A 17480-nucleotide genomic window follows, 5' to 3' on the forward strand; every position below is an offset into this window, starting at 1 on the left:
AGAACGGGCGTACGGGCCGGGCGGCATACCGGCCCCCGGCCCGCGATTCACCCGTACGCGACGGGTGGTGACGCGGCGGATGTACCGGGCGGGGAGCGGGCCGCGCCGTAGAGTGCCCCCCATGAGCGACGTCACGATCCGTCTCGCACAGGAGCCGGCGGCCGACGCGCTGCTGGGCCGCAGCCCGCTCGCCGCCCTGGTGGGGATGCTCCTGGACCAGCAGGTCCCGATGGAGTGGGCCTTCGCCGGCCCCTACACGATCGCCACCCGCATGGGCGGGGACGATCTGGACGCGCGGGAGATCGCCGCGTACGACCCGGAGGAGTTCGCCGCGCTGCTCTCCACCAAGCCCGCGGTGCACCGCTACCCGGGTTCGATGGCCGGGCGCGTCCAGCAGCTGTGCCGGTTCCTGGTGCAGCGGTACGACGGGGACGCCGAGGGCGTGTGGCGGGACGCGGCCACCGGCGCGGAACTGCTCAAGCGGCTCACCGAACTGCCCGGTTTCGGCAAGCAGAAGTCCCAGATCTTCCTGGCGCTGCTCGGCAAGCAGTTCGGGGTACGGCCGCAGGGCTGGCGGGAGGCGGCCGGGGACTACGGGGCGGACGGCGCCTACCGTTCGGTCGCCGACATCACCGGGCCCGAGTCCCTGGACAAGGTCCGTTCCCACAAGCAGGAGATGAAGCAGGCCGCCAAGGCCGCCCGGGCGGCGGCCAAGAAGTAGTGGCGGGGGCACGGCGGCCCGTTCCGCCCCGCGCGTACGCACGGGAGGGAACGGGCCGCGCACCTCACACGCCGAATGCCTCCGGATAGCGGATCGTTCCGGCCGGCACCGGCCGCTCCGGGTCCAGGGCGAGCGCCATGATGGCCTCGTCCGGCACCTCGAAACCGACCCGGATACCGAACTCCGAGGCCGGGGTGAAGCCGAACCTCGGGTAGTACTCGGGGTGTCCGAGCACCGTCACCAGGTTCTCCCCGTCCCGGGCGCCGGCCGCCGCCAGCACCGCCCGGATCGCCGCCGCTCCCGCGCCCTGCCGCTGGAACTCCGGCCGTACGGCACACGGGGCGAGCGTGAGCACCGGCTCACCGTCCACCCAGCCACGGGTGACCAGCGCATAGCCGGCGATCGTGCCGTCCGGCGCCTGCGCCACCACCGAGAGTTCCGGCAGCCACACGGTCTCGTCCGCTCGCAGTGCCTCCACCAGGTCCGCCTCCAGCGGTGTCGGAAACGCCCCCAGCAGCACGTCGCGGATCGCCGCACGGTCCGCCGTACCGGCATCCCCGGGGTGTTCGGCTCGGGTGGTCCACATGGTCTTCTCCTCGGGGGCGGCCGGGGTCAGGACGTAGCCCCGGTAGCGGTAGTCGGCGCCGTGCTCGCGGCGCAGTGTGATTTCGGCCCGGGTACCGGCGAGGGCCTCCGCCATGCCGGGCAGCGCCGGATCGGCGGCGTCGGCACGCCGGGCGAGCGGGTCGTAGTACTCCTCGAACCAGTCGCTGTCAGGGAGTTCGTAGGTACCCAGCACCCGGTAGCCGGCGGCCTCGGCGGCGGCCGTGTTCTCGTCCCCGGTACGCAGCGGGGCCGCCTGCGCCCAGAAGGCCGTGGCCTGTGGTCCAGGGGTGCCCGTGGCCCACTCGCACTCGGTGACCACCAGTACTCCGCCGGGGGCCAGCAGCCGTCGCCAGTCGCGCAGCGCCACCTCGAACCCGAGGTTGTACACCGAGCCCTCGGCCCAGATCAGGTCGAAGGAGCCGTCCGGGTGGGGGAGTTCCGACATGGAGCGGCGTTCGGTGCGGATCAGGCCGCCGAGCCCGCGCGCGGCTGCCCGCTCCGTCAGCTCGTCCAGGAACGGCTGATGGAGATCGACGGCGGTCACCCGCGCCCCGGCCTCCGCCGCCAGCAGCAGCGCCGAACGCCCCGGGCCGCAGCCCAGATCGAGCGTCCGGGGCTGTTCCGGGAGCGGCCCGGCCAGTTCGAGCAGCCGGCGGGTGGTGGCGTCGGAGCCGGGGCCCTGCCGGGGCAGACCGTGGTGCAGGGCGAAGAACGCCTCCCGCACGGTGGTGTTCAGGTCCTCGCTCACTTCTGCCGCCCTCCGTCCCGGCCGTAGACCGCGCGCAGATGGCGGCTGATGTCCTTCTGCCGGTTGATGGTCTCCTTGTGCAGCACCGCGCGCAGCCGGTCGTCGTGCCGGGCCGCCGCACGGCGGCCCTCGCGTTCCAGTTTGCGGTAGCTGGCCAGCCTTCGCTCGGGCAGTTCGCCGTCCTCGATGGCCCGCTGGATGGCGCACCCGGGCTCGCGGTCGTGCGCGCAGTCGGTGAACCGGCACGCACGTGCCAGTTCCTCGATCTCCGCGAACGCCTGCTGGAGCCCGGCGCCGGCCTCGTGCAGGCCCACGCCGCGCAGCCCCGGGGTGTCGATGAGCGTCCCGCCGCCCGGCCCGGGCAGCGGCACCAGCTCGCGGCTGACGGTGGTGTGCCGGCCCTTGCCGTGCTGCGCGGTGCTCACCGTTCCGGTACGCAGCACCGCCGAGCCCAGCAGCGCGTTGCCCAGGGTGGACTTGCCGGCACCCGAGGTGCCCAGCAGGGCGACGGTGCCGCCGAGCGCGGCGCGCAGCGCGTCCATGCCCTCGCCGGTGGGCGCGGCGACGAGGAGCACCTCCACGCCCGGTGCCAGCGATTCCGCCTCCGCCCGGTCGGCCTCCGGGTCCGGGCTGAGATCGGCCTTGGTGAGGGCGATCACCGGCCGGGCGCCGCTCTCCCAGGCCACGGCGAGCAGCCGTTCCAGCCGGTCGGAGGAGATGGCGTCGGCCAGCGGCACGGTGATGACGATGGTGTCGACATTGGCGGCCAGCACCTGGCCGCGTGAGGTCCGTGCGGCCTCGGCGCGGACGATGGCGGTACGGCGCGGCAGCAGCGCCTCGATGCGGTCGCCGCGCAGCGCCGCCCAGTCGCCCGTACAGGGGGCGGTGACGGCCCGGGAGTCGGCGTGCAGCGCTCCTTCGCCGGTGATGACCTCGCAGCGGCCGCGGTCCACGCGGACGATACGGGCCGGGGTCAGACCTTCGGTGCGGTAGGGGGTGAAATCCTCTTCGAGTGACGCGTTCCAGCCATAGCCGGAGAGCACGTCGGGAAAAACGTCAGACAACGGTGGTAACCCTTGCGGACAAGGGGCCCCTGTGGTGTGAAAACGCGGAGAATCGTGGAATCAGACCGGGGCCCGGGATGTGAGGGTGGTCATGGTCCGGGCGTTGCGCACGGCAACGGTCTCGTTCGCAGCCATCAACCTCACCTCCCTCAGCTCATCCGGTGCGCGACCCACATGTCGCGGCCCAGCCACTTTAGCACCGGGCGGCCCGGCGCCGCCAGCGGGTTCGGGCTGCCCGGTGCCACGGCCCCGCGTTCCCCCGTTCGCTCCCGTCGCGGCTCAGCCGCGCGGCGGCGGGGCGGTGCTCTCCCGGATCACCATGTGCGTGGGCACCAGCGTCGTGCCGCGCTCGGGCGCGTGCTCCTCGCGCATCTTGCGCAGCACCCCGGCCACGCACCGCCGCCCCACCTCGGCGAAGTCCTGGTGGACGGTGGTCAGCGGGGGCGGGAAGGACCCGGCCTCGGGTATGTCGTCGAAGCCGACGACGCTCACATCGCCCGGCACGGACCTGCCCGCCTCGTGCAGGGCGCGCAGCAGGCCGAGCGCCATCTGGTCGTTGGCGGCGAAGACGGCGGTGCACTCGGGGTTGCGGGCCAGCAGCAGTCCGGCACGGTATCCGGACTCGGCGCTCCAGTCGCCGGCCGCCATCGGGGGCACCTCGCGGCCGGCCTCCTCCAGGGTGGTGCGCCAGGCGCGCACCCGCCGCTGGGCGGCGAAGGACTCGGGCGGCCCGGAGATGTGCCACACGGTGCGGTGGCCGAGGTCCAGCAGGTGCCGGACGGCTTCACGGGTGCCGCCGGCCTGGTCGGTGTCCACGACGCTGTAACGGTCGCCGGCGTTGGAGTCGGCGACCACGACCTGGACGTGCGGGGGCAGCGGCAGGACCTCGACATCGGTCAGGCTGACTTCCATGATCACGATGGCGGCGTCGACGGCGAGTTCGCCGAGCCGGGTGAAGGCGCCGCGCACCCCGTCCTGGGTCGGGGCGCTGACCGGGATCAGCGTGATCGCGTACCCCTCGCTCGCGGCCGAGGCGGCGATCGCCTCCAGGGTGCGGACGTTGCCGGTGGTGGCGAGGGTGAACAGGATGACGCCGATGGTCCGGAACTCCCCGCGCTTGAGGGCGCGGGCCGCGCTGTTGGGGCGGTAGCCGAGCTGCTTCATGGCGGTGAGCACCTGCGACCTGGTCTCCTCGCCCACGCCCGGGTGGCCGTTGGAGACCCGGGAGACGGTCTGCGAGGAGACCCCGGCGAGCCGGGCGACATGGGCCATCGACACCCGCTGGGTACGCCGCGGTGCCGGTACGGCGGCTGCCCCGGGCGCCGGTGCGGCGGCCAGCTCCGTCGCCGGCTCTGGCTGATCCTTGGCCACCTGAGCGATCACGTTCCCCTCGTGCCTCGTCCGCGCTGCTGCACTGCCTACGCGGCTGTGACGTCATACATCAACTCTTGACGGCGATCAGGGAGCAGTGTAAGCATCCAGCCATTGATGTTTACGTAAACATAATCCAACATGTTTACGTAAACATTCCGCACGACGGAACAAGGATTCGGCCATGACAACGTTGTCACCGCCCCGGGGAGCGGGACGAGCGGGAAGCTCCAGCCCGGCCCGTTCGCCCCGGCGGCAGCGCGACCGGCGCTCCTGGACCGGCTGGGGCTTCATCGGGCCGTTCATGGCCGTCTTCGCCCTGGTGTTCCTGGCACCCATCGGTTACTCGATCTACCTCAGTCTCTTCCGCGACCAACTGGTCGGCGGCACCACCTTCGTGGGCTTCGAGAACTACCAGCGGGCCTTCGAGGACCCGCAGTTCTGGTCCGCGCTCGGCCGGGTCAGCCTCTTCCTGGCCGTCCAGGTGCCGATCATGCTCTTCCTGGCGCTGCTGGTGGCCCTCGCCCTGGACAGCGGCCGGCTGTACGGCACCAACTTCTTCCGGATATCGATCTTCCTGCCGTACGCGGTGCCCGCCGTCGTCGCCACCATCATGTGGAGCTTCATGTACGGCTCCCGCTTCGGACTGATCGGCAACATCAACGACGCGTTTGGGGTCTCGATACCCGACCCGCTCTCCCCGGAGCTGATCCTCGCCGCCATCGGCAACATCGTCACCTGGGAGTTCATCGGCTACAACATGCTGATCTTCTACTCGGCGCTGCGGGTCATCCCGCACTCCCTCTACGAGGCCGCCGAGATCGACGGCGCCGGCCAGCTGAGGGTCATCACCGCCATCAAACTCCCCGCCATCCGCGGCGCGCTGGTCATCGCCACCATCTTCTCGATCATCGGCTCCTTCCAGCTGTTCAACGAGCCGTCCATCCTCCAGAAGCTGGCCCCCAACGCGATCACCACGTACTTCACGCCCAACCTCTACACCTACTCGCTGTCCTTCTCCGGCCAGCAGCACAACTACGCCGCCACGGTCGCGATCATCATGGGCGTCTTCACCATGATCATCGCCTACGCCGTGCAGCTGCGCGGCATGCGAAAGGAAGCGTGAGCCACCCGATGGGAACCCCGGCTTCCGCCGTACGGCTGCGCACCCCGCGCCGCCCGCGCCCGCCCCACAGCGTCAACCGGCCGCGCCGCAGCCTCACCCTGACCCTGCTCACCGGCCTGGTCCTGGTGTACACCCTGGTCCCCCTGGTGTGGCTGTTCATCAACGCCACCAAGACCCAGGGGTCCCTGTTCGACTCCTTCGGCCTGTGGTTCAGCGGCGACTTCGCGCTGTGGGACAACATCGGCAAGACCCTCAGCTACAACGACGGCGCCTTCGTGCGCTGGCTGCTCAACACCCTGCTGTACGTGGTGGCGGGGGCCGGCGGCGCCACCCTGCTGGCCGTGCTCGGCGGTTACGCGCTCGCCAAGTTCACCTTCCCGGGCAAGCGCGGGGTGTTCGCCGTCATCATCGGGGCGGTCGCCGTCCCCGGCACCGCGCTGGCGATCCCCACCTTCCTGATGTTCAGCCAGATGGGGCTCACCAACACCCCCTGGGCCGTCATCATCCCCTCGCTCATCTCGCCGTTCGGCCTCTACCTGATGTGGGTCTTCGCCTCCGAGGCGATCCCCACCGAACTGCTGGAGGCCGCCCGCATCGACGGGTCCAGCGAGATCGGCACCTTCTTCCGGGTCAGCCTGCCGCTGCTGGCGCCCGGCATCGTCACCGTCCTGCTGTTCACCATGGTCGCGACCTGGAACAACTACTTCCTGCCGCTGATCATGATCAAGGACCCGGACTGGTACCCGCTGACCGTCGGCCTCAACTCCTGGAAGGACCAGGCCGCCACCGCCGGCGGCGAGGCCATCTTCAACCTGGTGATCACCGGCTCCCTGCTGACGATCATCCCGCTGGTCATCGCCTTCCTGCTGCTCCAGCGCTACTGGCAGTCGGGCCTGTCCGCCGGAAGCGTCAAGGAGTAACGGCGCCCGGCACCCGCTGCCTTCCCGCACGACCCCCTCGTCCCCCCGTTCTGTGAAATCTGACAAAGAAGTGAGATGGACACCATGAGCAACACCACTGTGCGCCGTCTGGTGCGGACCACCGCTGTGGTCGGCGCCCTGGCCCTGGGCGTCACCGCCTGCGGCTCCTCCGACGACGGCGACGGAGCGGGCGGCGGGGGCGGCGCGTCCTCCGGCCTCACCCCGGCCGATGTCGAGGCGGCCCTGGAAGAGGGCGGCTCCCTCACCGTGTGGTCCTGGGAGGCCACCCTGCCCGCCGCCGCCCAGGCCTTCATGGACGAACACCCCAACGTCAAGGTGAACGTCGTCAACGCCGGCACCAACAAGGACCAGTACACGGCCCTCCAGAACGCCATATCGGCCGGCTCCGGTGTCCCCGACGTGGCCCAGATCGAGTACTACGCGCTCGGCCAGTTCACCCTCTCCGGGGCGCTGACCGAACTCGGCTCGCTCGGCGCCGACCAGCTGGACGGCACCTTCTCGCCCGGCCCCTGGAGCGCCGTGCAGTCCGGCGACGGCATCTACGCGCTGCCCACCGACTCCGGCCCGATGGCGCTGTTCTACAACAAGACCGTCTTCGACGAGCACGGCATCGAGGTCCCCACCACGTGGGAGGGGTACCTGGAGGCCGCCCGCGCCCTGCACGAGGCCGACCCGGACATCTACATCACCAACGACACCGGTGAGGGCGGCGCCGCCACCAGCATGATCTGGCAGGCCGGCGGGCGCCCCTACACCGTCGACGGCACCGACGTCACCATCGACTTCTCCGACGCGGGCACCACCGCCTACACCGACCTGTGGCAGCAGCTGCTGGACGAGGACCTGCTGGCCCCCATCACCAGCTGGACCGACGAGTGGTACCAGGGCCTGGGCGACGGCAGCCTCGCCACCCTCGCCACCGGCGCCTGGATGCCGCCCAACTTCGAGTCCGGTGTGCCCAACGCCGCCGGCGACTGGCGCGCCGCCCCGCTCCCGCAGTGGGAGGAGGGTGCCAACGCGAGCGCCGAGAACGGCGGCAGCTCCATGGCCATCCCCAGCGCCGGCAAGAATCAGGCGCTCGCCTACGCCTTCGTCGAGTACCTCAACGTCGGTGACGGCGTGAAGGTCCGCACCGACGCCGGCGCCTTCCCCGCGACCACCGCCGACCTCAACTCCGAGGAATTCCTCAACACCGAATTCCCCTACTTCGGCGGCCAGAAGGCCAATGAGATCTTCGCCGAGTCCGCCGCCAACGTCGGCACCGGCTGGTCGTACCTGCCGTACCAGGTCTACGCCAACTCCATCTTCAACGACACCGCCGGCCAGGCGTACATCTCCGGCACCACCCTCGCCGACGGCCTCAAGGCATGGCAGGACGCCTCCATCGCCTACGGCAAGGAGCAGGGCTTCTCGGTCAACGACTGACCACCGCCCGCCGACACCAGCGCCGACACCACCCCAGCCGCTTACGGGCGCGGGCCGCACCGCCCGCCCGCGCCCGTACCGGCCCCTGCCTCGTCCCACCGCATCACCGCGTACCAAGGAGCACGATGACCCGCGCCCCCGCACCCGCCGCCCACCGCTGGCCGCGCCTGCCCGGCATCGGCTACGGCGCCGACTACAACCCCGACCAGTGGCCCCGTGAGGTCTGGGACGAGGACATCGCGCTGATGCGCGAGGCCGGCGTCAACGTCGTCTCCCTGGCGATCTTCTCCTGGGCCCGCATCCAGCCCACCGAGGACAGCTGGGACTTCGGCTGGCTCGACGAGATCATGGACCTGCTGCACGCCGGCGGCATCACCGTCGACCTGGCCACCGCCACCGCCTCCCCGCCGCCGTGGCTCACCGCCAAGCACCCCGAGATCCTCCCCGTCACCCGCACCGGCGAGACGCTGTCACCCGGCGCCCGCCAGCACTGGCGCCCCACCTCGCCCGTCTTCCGCGAGCACGCGCTGCGCCTGGTGGACGCCATGGCCAAGCGGTACGCCGACCACCCCGCCCTCGTCGCCTGGCACATCTCCAACGAACTGGGCTGCCACAACCTCTACGACTACTCCGACGACGCCGCCCGCGCCTTCCGCGCCTGGCTGCGCGGCCGTTACCAGAGCCTGGACGCCCTCAACCACGCCTGGGGAACCGCCTTCTGGTCCCAGCGCTACAGCGACTGGGAGCAGATCCTGCCGCCCCGGCTCGCCGCCTCGCATCCCAACCCCACCCAACAACTGGACTTCAAGCGCTTCTCCTCCGACGCGCTCAAGGACTACCTGCGCGCCGAACGCGAACTGCTGCGCGGCATCACCCCGGACATCCCCATCACCACCAACTTCATGGTCATGGGCGAGACCAAGGGCATGAACTACGCGGACTGGGCCGCCGAGGTCGACTTCGTCTCCAACGACCACTACATCCTGCCCTCCCCGCAGGCCCAGGACGAACTGTCCTTCTCCGCCAACCTCACCGGCAACATCGCCGGCGGCCGGCCCTGGTTCCTGATGGAACACTCCACCAGCGCCGTCAACTGGCAGCCCGTCAACCGCGCCAAGGGCGCCGGCGAACTGGCCCGCGACGCGCTGCTGCACGTTGCCCACGGCGCCGACGCCGTGTGCTACTTCCAGTGGCGGCAGTCCGCCGCCGGCGCCGAGAAGTACCACTCCGGCATGGTCCCGCACGCCGGACGCGACAGCGAGGTCTTCCGCTCCGTCACCACCCTCGGGCAGCGCCTGAAGGACCTCGCCCCGCTGGCCGGCGCCGACCGCGCCCCCGCCCGCGCCGCGATTCTCTTCGACTGGGAGTCGTGGTGGGCCAGCGAGCAGGACTCGCACCCCAGCGAGCTGCTGCGCTACCGGGCCGAGGCCCTCGACTGGTACTCGGCGTTCCTGGCGCTGGGCGTACGCGCCGACGTGGTGCCCACCGGCACCGCACTGGCCGGGTACGACCTGGTCGTGGCGCCCGTGCTGCACGTCGTACCGGCCCCGCTCGCCAAGGAGCTGACCGACTACGTCGCGGGCGGCGGGCACCTGGTCACCACCTACTTCTCCGGCATCGTCGACGAGAACGACCACGCCCACCTGGGCGGCTACCCGGGGCCGCTGCGCGACCTGCTCGGCATCCGCATCGAGGAGTTCGCACCGCTGCTGCCCGGCGAGAGCGTCGCGCTGGACGACGGCACCACCGGCACCCTGTGGAGCGACCGCGTCGAGATCACCGACGAGGCATCCGTGGAGGTCCTGGCCTCCTACCGCTCCGGCGAGCTGGCCGGCCGCCCCGCCCTCACCCGCCGCACCCCGGCCACCGGCAACGGCTCGGCCGCGTACGTCTCCACCCGGCTCGGCCACGAGCAGCTGCCCGGCGTGCTGGCCCGGCTGCTGGAGGCCGCCGGCATCGAGGGCGAACTGCCCGCGCCGGCCCGCGGCAAGGTCGAACTGACCGTACGGGCCCACGAGGGGCACGCGTACTGGTTCCTGATCAACCGCACCGAGGAGCCGGTCGACCTCAGCGGCATCGAGGGCGAACTCCTCACCGGGGAGACCGCCCCGCTGCCCGCCCGCGGCGTCGCCGTCCTGCGCCGCGACCTTCCCTGAACCATCACCGCAGTTCCGCTTTTCCCCATCGCGACGAAGCGAGCAGAGAAGAGGTTCACACCGGAATGAACAGCCCACTCCGCACGAGGAAGCTGGCCGCCGCACTGGGTGTGGTGAGTCTGGCCACCGGCACGCTGGTCGCCGCGGGCCCGGCCACCGCGACCGCCGCCGACTACACCATCACCCCCGATCCCTCCTACCAGGGACAGGAGTTCGAGGGCTGGGGCACCAGCCTGGTGTGGTTCGCCAACGCCACGGGTGACTACCCCGACGAGATCCGCGAGCGCCTCGCCGAGCTGCTGTTCGGCGACGAAGGGCTGGCGCTCAACATCGCCCGCTACAACATCGGCGGCGGCAACGCCCCCGACGTCACAGACTACCTGCGGGCCGGCGGCGCCGTCGAGGGCTGGTGGCAGGCACCGGAGGGCACCACCCGCGAGGACACCGACTGGTGGCAGGCCGACAACCCCGACCACTGGAACGAGGACGCGGACGCCACCCAGCGCTGGTGGGTGGAGCGCATCAAGGACGACATCGACCACTGGGAGGCGTTCAGCAACTCCCCGCCCTGGTTCCAGACCGTCAGCGGCTACGTGTCGGGCGGCTTCAACGCCACCGACGAACAGCTGCGCCCCGACCGGGTGGACGACTTCGCCGCCTACCTGGTGGGGGCGGTGGACCGCCTGGAGGCCGCGCACGGCATCGAGTTCGCCACCATCGACCCGTTCAACGAGCCCAACACCAACTACTGGAGCACCCGGCTCGGCCCCGACGGCGAGCCGGTCGGCGGACGCCAGGAAGGCGCCCACATCGGGCCCCAGGCACAGCAGGACGTCATCCGGGCACTGGCCACCCGGCTCGCTCAGCAGGGCACCGGCACCGACGCGGTGATCTCCGCCATGGACGAGACCAACCCGACCACGTTCGCCCGCAACTGGGAGAGCTACCCGGCCGAGGTGCGCGCGCTGGTCGAGCAGCTGAACGTGCACACCTACGGCACGGGCGGCCGTACCACGGTGCGGGACATCGCCAAGGGCGAGGACAAGCCGCTGTGGATGAGCGAGGTCGAGGGCGACTGGGGCAACGGCCAGGACTTCGAGTCGATGGCCCCGGGTCTCGGCCTGGCCGAGCGGATCACCAGCGACCTGCGGGAACTGGAGCCCACCGCCTGGGTGTTCTGGCAGCCGGTGGAGGACTACGACAACATGAAGCCGGGCGGTGAGTCCGAGCTCGGCGGCAACTGGGGCAGCATCCAGCTGCCGTTCGACTGCGCGGCGGGCGACACGCTGGAGAGCTGCCCGATCTACACCAACCAGAAGTTCAACACCGCCCGGAACTTCACGCACTACATCAAGCCCGGCGACCGCCTGATCGGGACCTCCGACACGGGGAGCGTCGCGGCGCTCTCCGGCGACGGCGACGCCGCCACCGTGGTGCACACCAACCAGAGCGCGCAGGAGCGCACCGTCACCCTGGACCTGTCGAAGTTCAAGAAGACCACCCGCGACGCCACCGTCACCCCGGTGGTGACCAGCGCGGACGGCGCACTGGTGACCGGGGACGCGGTACGGGTACGGGACGGCCGCGCCGTGTTGACCGTGCCCGCCGAGTCGGTGACCACCTTCCTGATCGACGGGGTCTCGGGCGTCGCCAAGGACGCCGCGCTGGTCCAGCCGGGCCACACGTACCAGCTCACCGGGGTGCAGAGTGGCCGGGCGCTGACCGTGGCGGACGACGGCACCGGGGCCGTGATCAGCACGGCCGTGGCCGGTGACCGGGACCAGATCTGGACCCTGAGCCCGTACACCAAGGGCCACGACAACCGGCAGCAGTACACGCTCGGCACCCGCTCGGGCAACCAGAGGCTGGCGGTACGCGACGGGGCCGCGGTGCTGGAGAAGGACCGGGGCCGCCCCGACGAGGCGGCCCGCTGGATCCTGTCGACGACCGGCGACGGCACGTACACCCTGGTGAACGCGGCCACCGGCCGGCTGCTGGAGGTGGGCGGCCAGGCCACCCACGAGGGCGCGCCGGTCACGGTGTGGACACCCAACTCGGGTGCCAACCAGCGCTGGACGATCACCGACCTCAAGCGCTGACCGACCGCACGCGGTCAGAGAACCCCCGCCGTGGCGCCACGACCTTGTGGCGCCACGGCGGCGCCGGTTCGGGGCGCGCCCGGGCGGCGCTTCCGCCGGCGTGTGCTCAGTCGGCCGGTGCCGCGTGCCAGCGCCATTCGGTGCGGCGGGGGCGGCCGGGCAGGGTGCCGCGGCCGGTGGCCCACAGCAGGGTCGGCCAGGGGTCGGTGTCGCGCGGCGCGTCGGGGAACAGCCGGTGCAGCGTGCGCGCGCAGACCCCGGCCGGCGGCTGCCAGTCCAGGCCGAGCCCCGTGGCGAGATCGTGGGTGTGCGCCAGCGCCTCCACGAGGCCCATCGCGGCCCAGCCCTCCGGGTCGGCCACGCCCATCGGGTGGTACGCGCGCAGCCCCGGGTCGGCGGTGCGCACCATGGCGACCAGCAGCGCTCCGGACGCCTCCAGGACCTGGAGCAGCCCGGCGGGCCCGGCCGCGCGGTCGGCGTAGATGCTCTGGTGGGGGGCGCCGGGGCGGGTCTGCCGGGCGGCGAAGGGCACGTAGTGGTGCTGTGGCGGGGCGGCCGGGCCGAGTTGGACGGCGTAGGCGAAGAAGTCGTCGGCGAGATGCTCGGCGGTCTCCCAGCAGTCCCAGTCCAGATCTCCCGCCGGGCGCCCCCACGCGTCGTCCGGCGCCTCGCCGAGGGTGCGGATCGCGAGCCGGACGGTCAGTTCCAGGTCGTCGGCCGTGACGGGTGAGGTGGGGGATACGCTCGTCATGGCATCACCCTATGGGGCGCGTACGTCCGGTAATGCGCTGGGGAGCGCCGCCTTCCGCAGAGTGTGGCGGGGCGTCACCATGGTGGTGGCAACGCGTACAAACTGGGGGCAATACATGGGAAAGCATGCGAAGCCAGAGCCAGAGCTCGGCACGGGGAAGCCGGCGAACGGGACCCAGGGGGAGCAGATACCTCCTCCGCCGCCGACCGGGAAGCACCGGAAGAAGTGAGCTGAGGACCGACCGGGGAGGGTGAGGGGGGAAGACGGAGCCGATGGGGGCCGGATCACGGTGTCCGCGCCGGCTCCGTCCGTTCCCGCCGTACCTCGGCCGCCGCGCGTTCGCCCGAGCGGACCGCGCCCTCCATGAAACCCGACCAGCGATCCGCCGTCTCCGTACCGGCCCAGTGCAGGGGGCCCACCGGGCGGGCCAGCCACGGCCCGTACGCGCTCCAGGCGCCGGGCGGTACGGCGGCGGTGGGTCCGCCGCCACTGAACCGCTCACCGCCCCAGGAGTGATCGGCGTACGCGAGCGGCCGGGCGGCGCGTGGACCGAACAGCGCGCCGAAGGAGGCCAGGGCGGCTCGCCGCCGGTCTGCGGCGGGCAGTGCGTCGAAGGCCCGGGCGTAGTCGCCGCCGATGAAGCCGAGCAGCACCCCGGGCCCCTGCGGCGCGGGGCTCACGTCGAAGGTGATGAACACCGGGCCGGTGTCCGACAGTGCCTGCCCGGAGCGGCCGGCGTCCCGCCAGAACGGCCTCTCGTACACCGCGTACGCCTTGCCGAGCACGCCCTGCGGCCAGCGCTGGGCGAGTTGCGCGTACGGCGACGGCAACCGGGGGGTGAAGGTGATGGCGTGCCGCAGGGCCGGCGGGACGGCGACGATCACCCGGCGGGCGCGGAGCGTGCCACGGCCGTCCGCCAGGCGCAGCACCGCGCCGTCCCCGCTTCTCTCCCAGGCCACTTCGGTGACCGGCGCGTCCAGCAGCAGCCGGTCGCCCAGGGTGTCCGCCAGCCGCTCGGCGAGGGTGTGCGCGCCGGTGGTGAAGTGTTCTTGCTGGGCGCCGCCGGCCACATCCAGCATCGGCCGCAGGCCGCCGCAGCCGCGCACGTAGTGCAGGGCGTGCAGCAGGGAGACCTCGCCCGGCTCGCAGCCCCAGGTGGTACGGGCCACCAGGGCGAGCATCGCGCGGGTGGTCGCGCTCGCGCGCACGGCCCGCAGCCAGGAGCCGAGGGTGTGCGCGTCCAGCCGGTCCGCGCGCGGCGCGCGCCACGGCTCGCCGGGCGGCACGGTGCGCGCCAGCCGCTCGAAGTGCCGCATGAACCGGTCGAGATCGAGCAGCGCGAGGGGCGGCAGCCGGGGGATGGTGCCGGTGTAGGAGCGCAGGTGCCCGCGCCGCAGCAGCACATGACGGCCGCTGTCGTACGTGGGCGTGGTGCTGACGCCCAGTCGCCGGGCGAGGGCGGTCACCCGCTGTTGGGAGGGGCCGATGAAGGTGCCGCCCAGTTCGACGTTCACCCCGCCAAGACGCAGTCCGGCGAGCCGGCCGCCGACCCGGGGCCTGGCCTCGGCGACCACGACCGCGTGGCCGGCCGCCGTCAGTTCGGTGGCGGCCACCAGACCGGCGAGGCCGGCCCCGATGACGGCCACGTCGGTGTCCGTGGTCCCTCGCTCTTCCCGCTTCATGCGGTGTCTATCCCGCCACCGGGCCAGGCTGTCAAGGGCAGCCACATGAGGGACCGTTGGTACCCGCGTCGTGCCCTGATGCACACGTGACGTGCACGAGGTGAGCACGGAGAAGGCACTAAAGATACGCAGTATGCTGACTATCTGTTAATGTTTGTTCCAGGAACGCATGGCCCGCCGGCCCCACCGAACAGCGGCGAAGCCCGCCGCCCGCCCCAGGCCGGAGCCGGGGACCGGGGCCGTGGTCCGGCTTCGGCCGTGCACCCGCGAACACCCCATCTCTCCTCCAGCCCGGGTCAGTTGTTCACCCACGACTTCCCGGTCGGGAGGAAGCCGCGATGCTCCACGCGATACAGAAGAAGACCGATGCGGAAAAACCGTCGACCTCACCCGTGGTGACGGTGGTGATGGCCGTCTACAACGGCATGCCGTATCTCACCGAGGCGCTGGAATCCCTGGAACGGCAGACCATCGGCGCGCACCGGATGGAGATCATCGCCGTCGACGACGGCTCCACCGACGACAGCGGCGCCGAACTCGACCGCTGGACCAGCCGCCTTCCCTGCCTGCGTGTCATCCACCAGGAGAACTCCGGCGGCCCCAGCGGTCCGCGCAACCTCGCCATCGACGAGGCCCGGGGCCGCTACGTCTTCATCGCCGACGCCGACGACGTGCTCGGTGACGAGGCACTGGAACGCATGGTGGGCATGGCCGAGGAGAACAGCAGCGATGTGGTGCTCGGCCGGATGGCCGGCCTGGGCGGGCGCGAGGTGTCCGTCCTCGCCTTCAAACACGCCGCCCGCGCCGACCTCTACACGTCCAACGTCTACCGCTCCCTCAACCCGCAGAAACTCTTCCGGCGCAGCCTCCTCAACGATCACGGAATCCGCTTCCCGGTCGACCTGTGGCTGGGCGAGGACCAGATGTTCTGCACCGAGGCCATGCTCGCCGCCCACGTCATATCCGTGGTCGGCGACTACGACTGCTACTACGCGCGGCGCCGCGAGGACGGCCAGCATCTGACCCTGCGCGACAGAAGCGCCTGGCAATCGGTGGAGCCCGTCAAGCGGGTGATGGACCTGATCGCCGAGCGCGTCACCGACACGGACAACCGCCGCCAGCTGCTCGCCCGGCACTTCCGGCAGATCATGGGCAAGGTCCTGCTGCCCGTAGCGGCCTCGGAGAAATTCGCCGGTGCCTTCCGCGACGACACCTACCGCTACGTGCGCGAGGTGTGCGACACCTACTGGGAACCGGAGATGATCCCGCATCTCCCCGCCCTCACCTGGCTGCGGCTGTACTGCTTCCTCGAAGGCCGCTACGCGCAGCTCGAAGTCCTCGCCCGGTTCGAGGAGCACAGCCAGGACCCCGAGATCGTCGAGGACGGCCGGGTCTTCCGCCCCTACCCCTTCTTCCGCGACCCGGCCGCCGGTCTCCCCGACGAACTGTTCGAGATGACCCACCGCCTCAAGGCCCGGCACGCCGTCACCGGCGCGCGCTGGGACGGCGACACCCTGACGGTCAGCGGTCACGCCCGCATCGACGCCGTCTCCACCCGCGACGTCCGCACCCGGCTCCAGCTGCGCAGCCGCGACGGCCGGCGCGCGTACGACCTCCCCACCCGGCACACCGCCACCCCGCAGCTCACCGAGGAGCACGGCAAGCAGGGCCGCTACGACTTCGGGCTCGCCGGCTGGGAGGCCGCACTCGACCCGGGGACGGCGGCCGACGGTAGACCGCCCGAGCACGGCGTGTGGGACCTGTGGGCCGTCGTCGACATCCAGGGCATCCGCCGCGAGGTACGGCTCGGCGCACCGGCCGGCCACCCCGGCCGGTGGGCGATGCCCGCCGGCCGCCTCCGCGCCGCCGGGGGCGACTCCGTCGTCCCGTACCGCACCAAGGGCGGCAAGTTCGCCCTCGACATCGGCGGCGGCGTGCGCGGCCTCGCCGCGCAGGGCATGATCACGGACCAGCGCTGGGACGGGGAGGCCCTGCGCTGGACCGGAGCCGGCTGGATCGACAGCGTGCCGGGCGAGGACGCGGAGCCGCAGCTCATCCTGCGCTCACGCCAGTCCAAGCTGCACGTGCTGGTGCCCACCCGGCGGGCCCACGTACCGCGGACCGATCTGGACGCCGCGCCCGCGCATGGCGTCCCCGCCGAGGCCGGCTTCACGGCGGAGGTGGACCCGCTGACCGCCGACGGCGGCAGCCCGCTGCCGCCCGGCGTGTGGGACCTGCATCTGCGGCTGACCGCCCCCGGCATCACCCGGGAGACCCGGCTGCGGGCCGTCACCGGGCTGACCACCGAACAGCTGTGGCGGGTACGGCCCCTGAGCGACGGGGACGGGCAGCTGCGGCTGGTCACCCCGTACATGACCAAGAGCGGCCATCTCGCCATCGACTCCGGCGGGATCTACTTCACCCCGGAGAGCCAGCTGTTGCTGGCCGAGGGCGCCCGGGACCCGGAGTCCCGCCGGGAGTTCGTGGTCCGCGGGCGGGTCGGGGTCTACGGGGTACGCCCCGACGAGCTGCGGCTGCGGGTCACGGTCGGGGACGGCCCGCCGCGCACGATGCCCGTCGAACTGGCACCGCCGCGCCCCGGGGACCCGGCGCCCCGGGCGGTCGGCCCGGAGCGGAACGCGGACCAGTGGCCGGCGTTCACCGTGCGGATCCCGGCCGGCGGCGGTCCTTTCCGCCGTCCGGCGGTCACTGCCCGGCTGGAACTGGCCACCGGCGGGCAGCTGTTCGCCTCGCGCCCGCACACGGCGCGCTGAGCGCGGGCCGGCGGGA

At 71.9% G+C, this 17480-nt stretch carries 12 protein-coding genes; 7 read left to right on the top strand and 5 right to left on the bottom strand.

Annotated features, from left to right (window positions below; translation table 11 throughout):
- Positions 1–121: 121 nt before the first annotated feature.
- Complete coding sequence (locus tag ACTFAP_RS25465) at positions 122–721, top strand: HhH-GPD-type base excision DNA repair protein (RefSeq protein WP_453853262.1); 600 nt, start codon at positions 122–124, stop codon at positions 719–721.
- Between the two features lie 64 nt (positions 722–785).
- Here the strand turns inward: ACTFAP_RS25465 and ACTFAP_RS25470 are convergent, their stop codons facing one another.
- From ACTFAP_RS25470 to ACTFAP_RS25480, 3 genes are all read right to left on the bottom strand, one after another.
- Entirely contained in the window at positions 786–2075 is a 1290-nt protein-coding gene (locus ACTFAP_RS25470) for a GNAT family N-acetyltransferase (protein ID WP_500467518.1), read from the bottom strand.
- Positions 2072–3139 carry a ribosome small subunit-dependent GTPase A gene (gene rsgA / locus ACTFAP_RS25475; RefSeq protein ID WP_495682492.1) on the bottom strand — a complete coding sequence of 356 codons (1068 nt, stop codon included), beginning with the start codon at positions 3137–3139 and terminating at the stop codon, positions 2072–2074. Before rsgA ends, ACTFAP_RS25470 begins: the two co-directional genes overlap by 4 nt.
- Before the next feature lie 279 nt (positions 3140–3418).
- On the bottom strand, positions 3419–4411 hold the full coding sequence (locus tag ACTFAP_RS25480; protein ID WP_500469569.1) for a LacI family DNA-binding transcriptional regulator: 993 nt from the start codon (positions 4409–4411) through the stop codon (positions 3419–3421).
- A 283-nt stretch (positions 4412–4694) separates the two neighbouring features.
- Between ACTFAP_RS25480 and ACTFAP_RS25485 the strand changes: the two genes are divergently transcribed.
- From ACTFAP_RS25485 to ACTFAP_RS25505, 5 genes are all read left to right on the top strand, one after another.
- On the top strand, positions 4695–5636 hold the full coding sequence (locus ACTFAP_RS25485) for a carbohydrate ABC transporter permease (RefSeq protein ID WP_030731123.1): 942 nt from the start codon (positions 4695–4697) through the stop codon (positions 5634–5636).
- An 8-nt stretch (positions 5637–5644) separates the two neighbouring features.
- Complete coding sequence (locus tag ACTFAP_RS25490; RefSeq protein WP_030731125.1) at positions 5645–6556, top strand: carbohydrate ABC transporter permease; 912 nt, start codon at positions 5645–5647, stop codon at positions 6554–6556.
- 84 nt (positions 6557–6640) lie between these two features.
- Entirely contained in the window at positions 6641–8002 is a 1362-nt protein-coding gene (locus ACTFAP_RS25495; RefSeq protein WP_400008541.1) for an ABC transporter substrate-binding protein, read from the top strand.
- Between the two features lie 125 nt (positions 8003–8127).
- A complete protein-coding gene (locus tag ACTFAP_RS25500) occupies positions 8128–10158 on the top strand; it encodes a beta-galactosidase (RefSeq protein ID WP_500467519.1) in 2031 nt (676 codons plus the stop codon).
- A 65-nt stretch (positions 10159–10223) separates the two neighbouring features.
- On the top strand, positions 10224–12257 hold the full coding sequence (locus ACTFAP_RS25505) for a glycoside hydrolase (protein ID WP_500467520.1): 2034 nt from the start codon (positions 10224–10226) through the stop codon (positions 12255–12257).
- A 106-nt stretch (positions 12258–12363) separates the two neighbouring features.
- Here the strand turns inward: ACTFAP_RS25505 and ACTFAP_RS25510 are convergent, their stop codons facing one another.
- Positions 12364–13008, bottom strand: coding sequence for a hypothetical protein (locus ACTFAP_RS25510; protein WP_500467521.1), 645 nt, complete (start codon positions 13006–13008; stop codon positions 12364–12366).
- Between the two features lie 284 nt (positions 13009–13292).
- Positions 13293–14690, bottom strand: a complete 1398-nt coding sequence (locus tag ACTFAP_RS25515; RefSeq protein ID WP_500467522.1) for a flavin monoamine oxidase family protein — start codon at positions 14688–14690, stop codon at positions 13293–13295.
- A gap of 338 nt (positions 14691–15028) precedes the next feature.
- Between ACTFAP_RS25515 and ACTFAP_RS25520 the strand changes: the two genes are divergently transcribed.
- A complete protein-coding gene (locus ACTFAP_RS25520; RefSeq protein WP_500467523.1) occupies positions 15029–17464 on the top strand; it encodes a glycosyltransferase in 2436 nt (811 codons plus the stop codon).
- Positions 17465–17480: the final 16 nt, after the last annotated feature.

It is taken from the genome of Streptomyces sp. PH9007 (assembly GCF_059813725.1).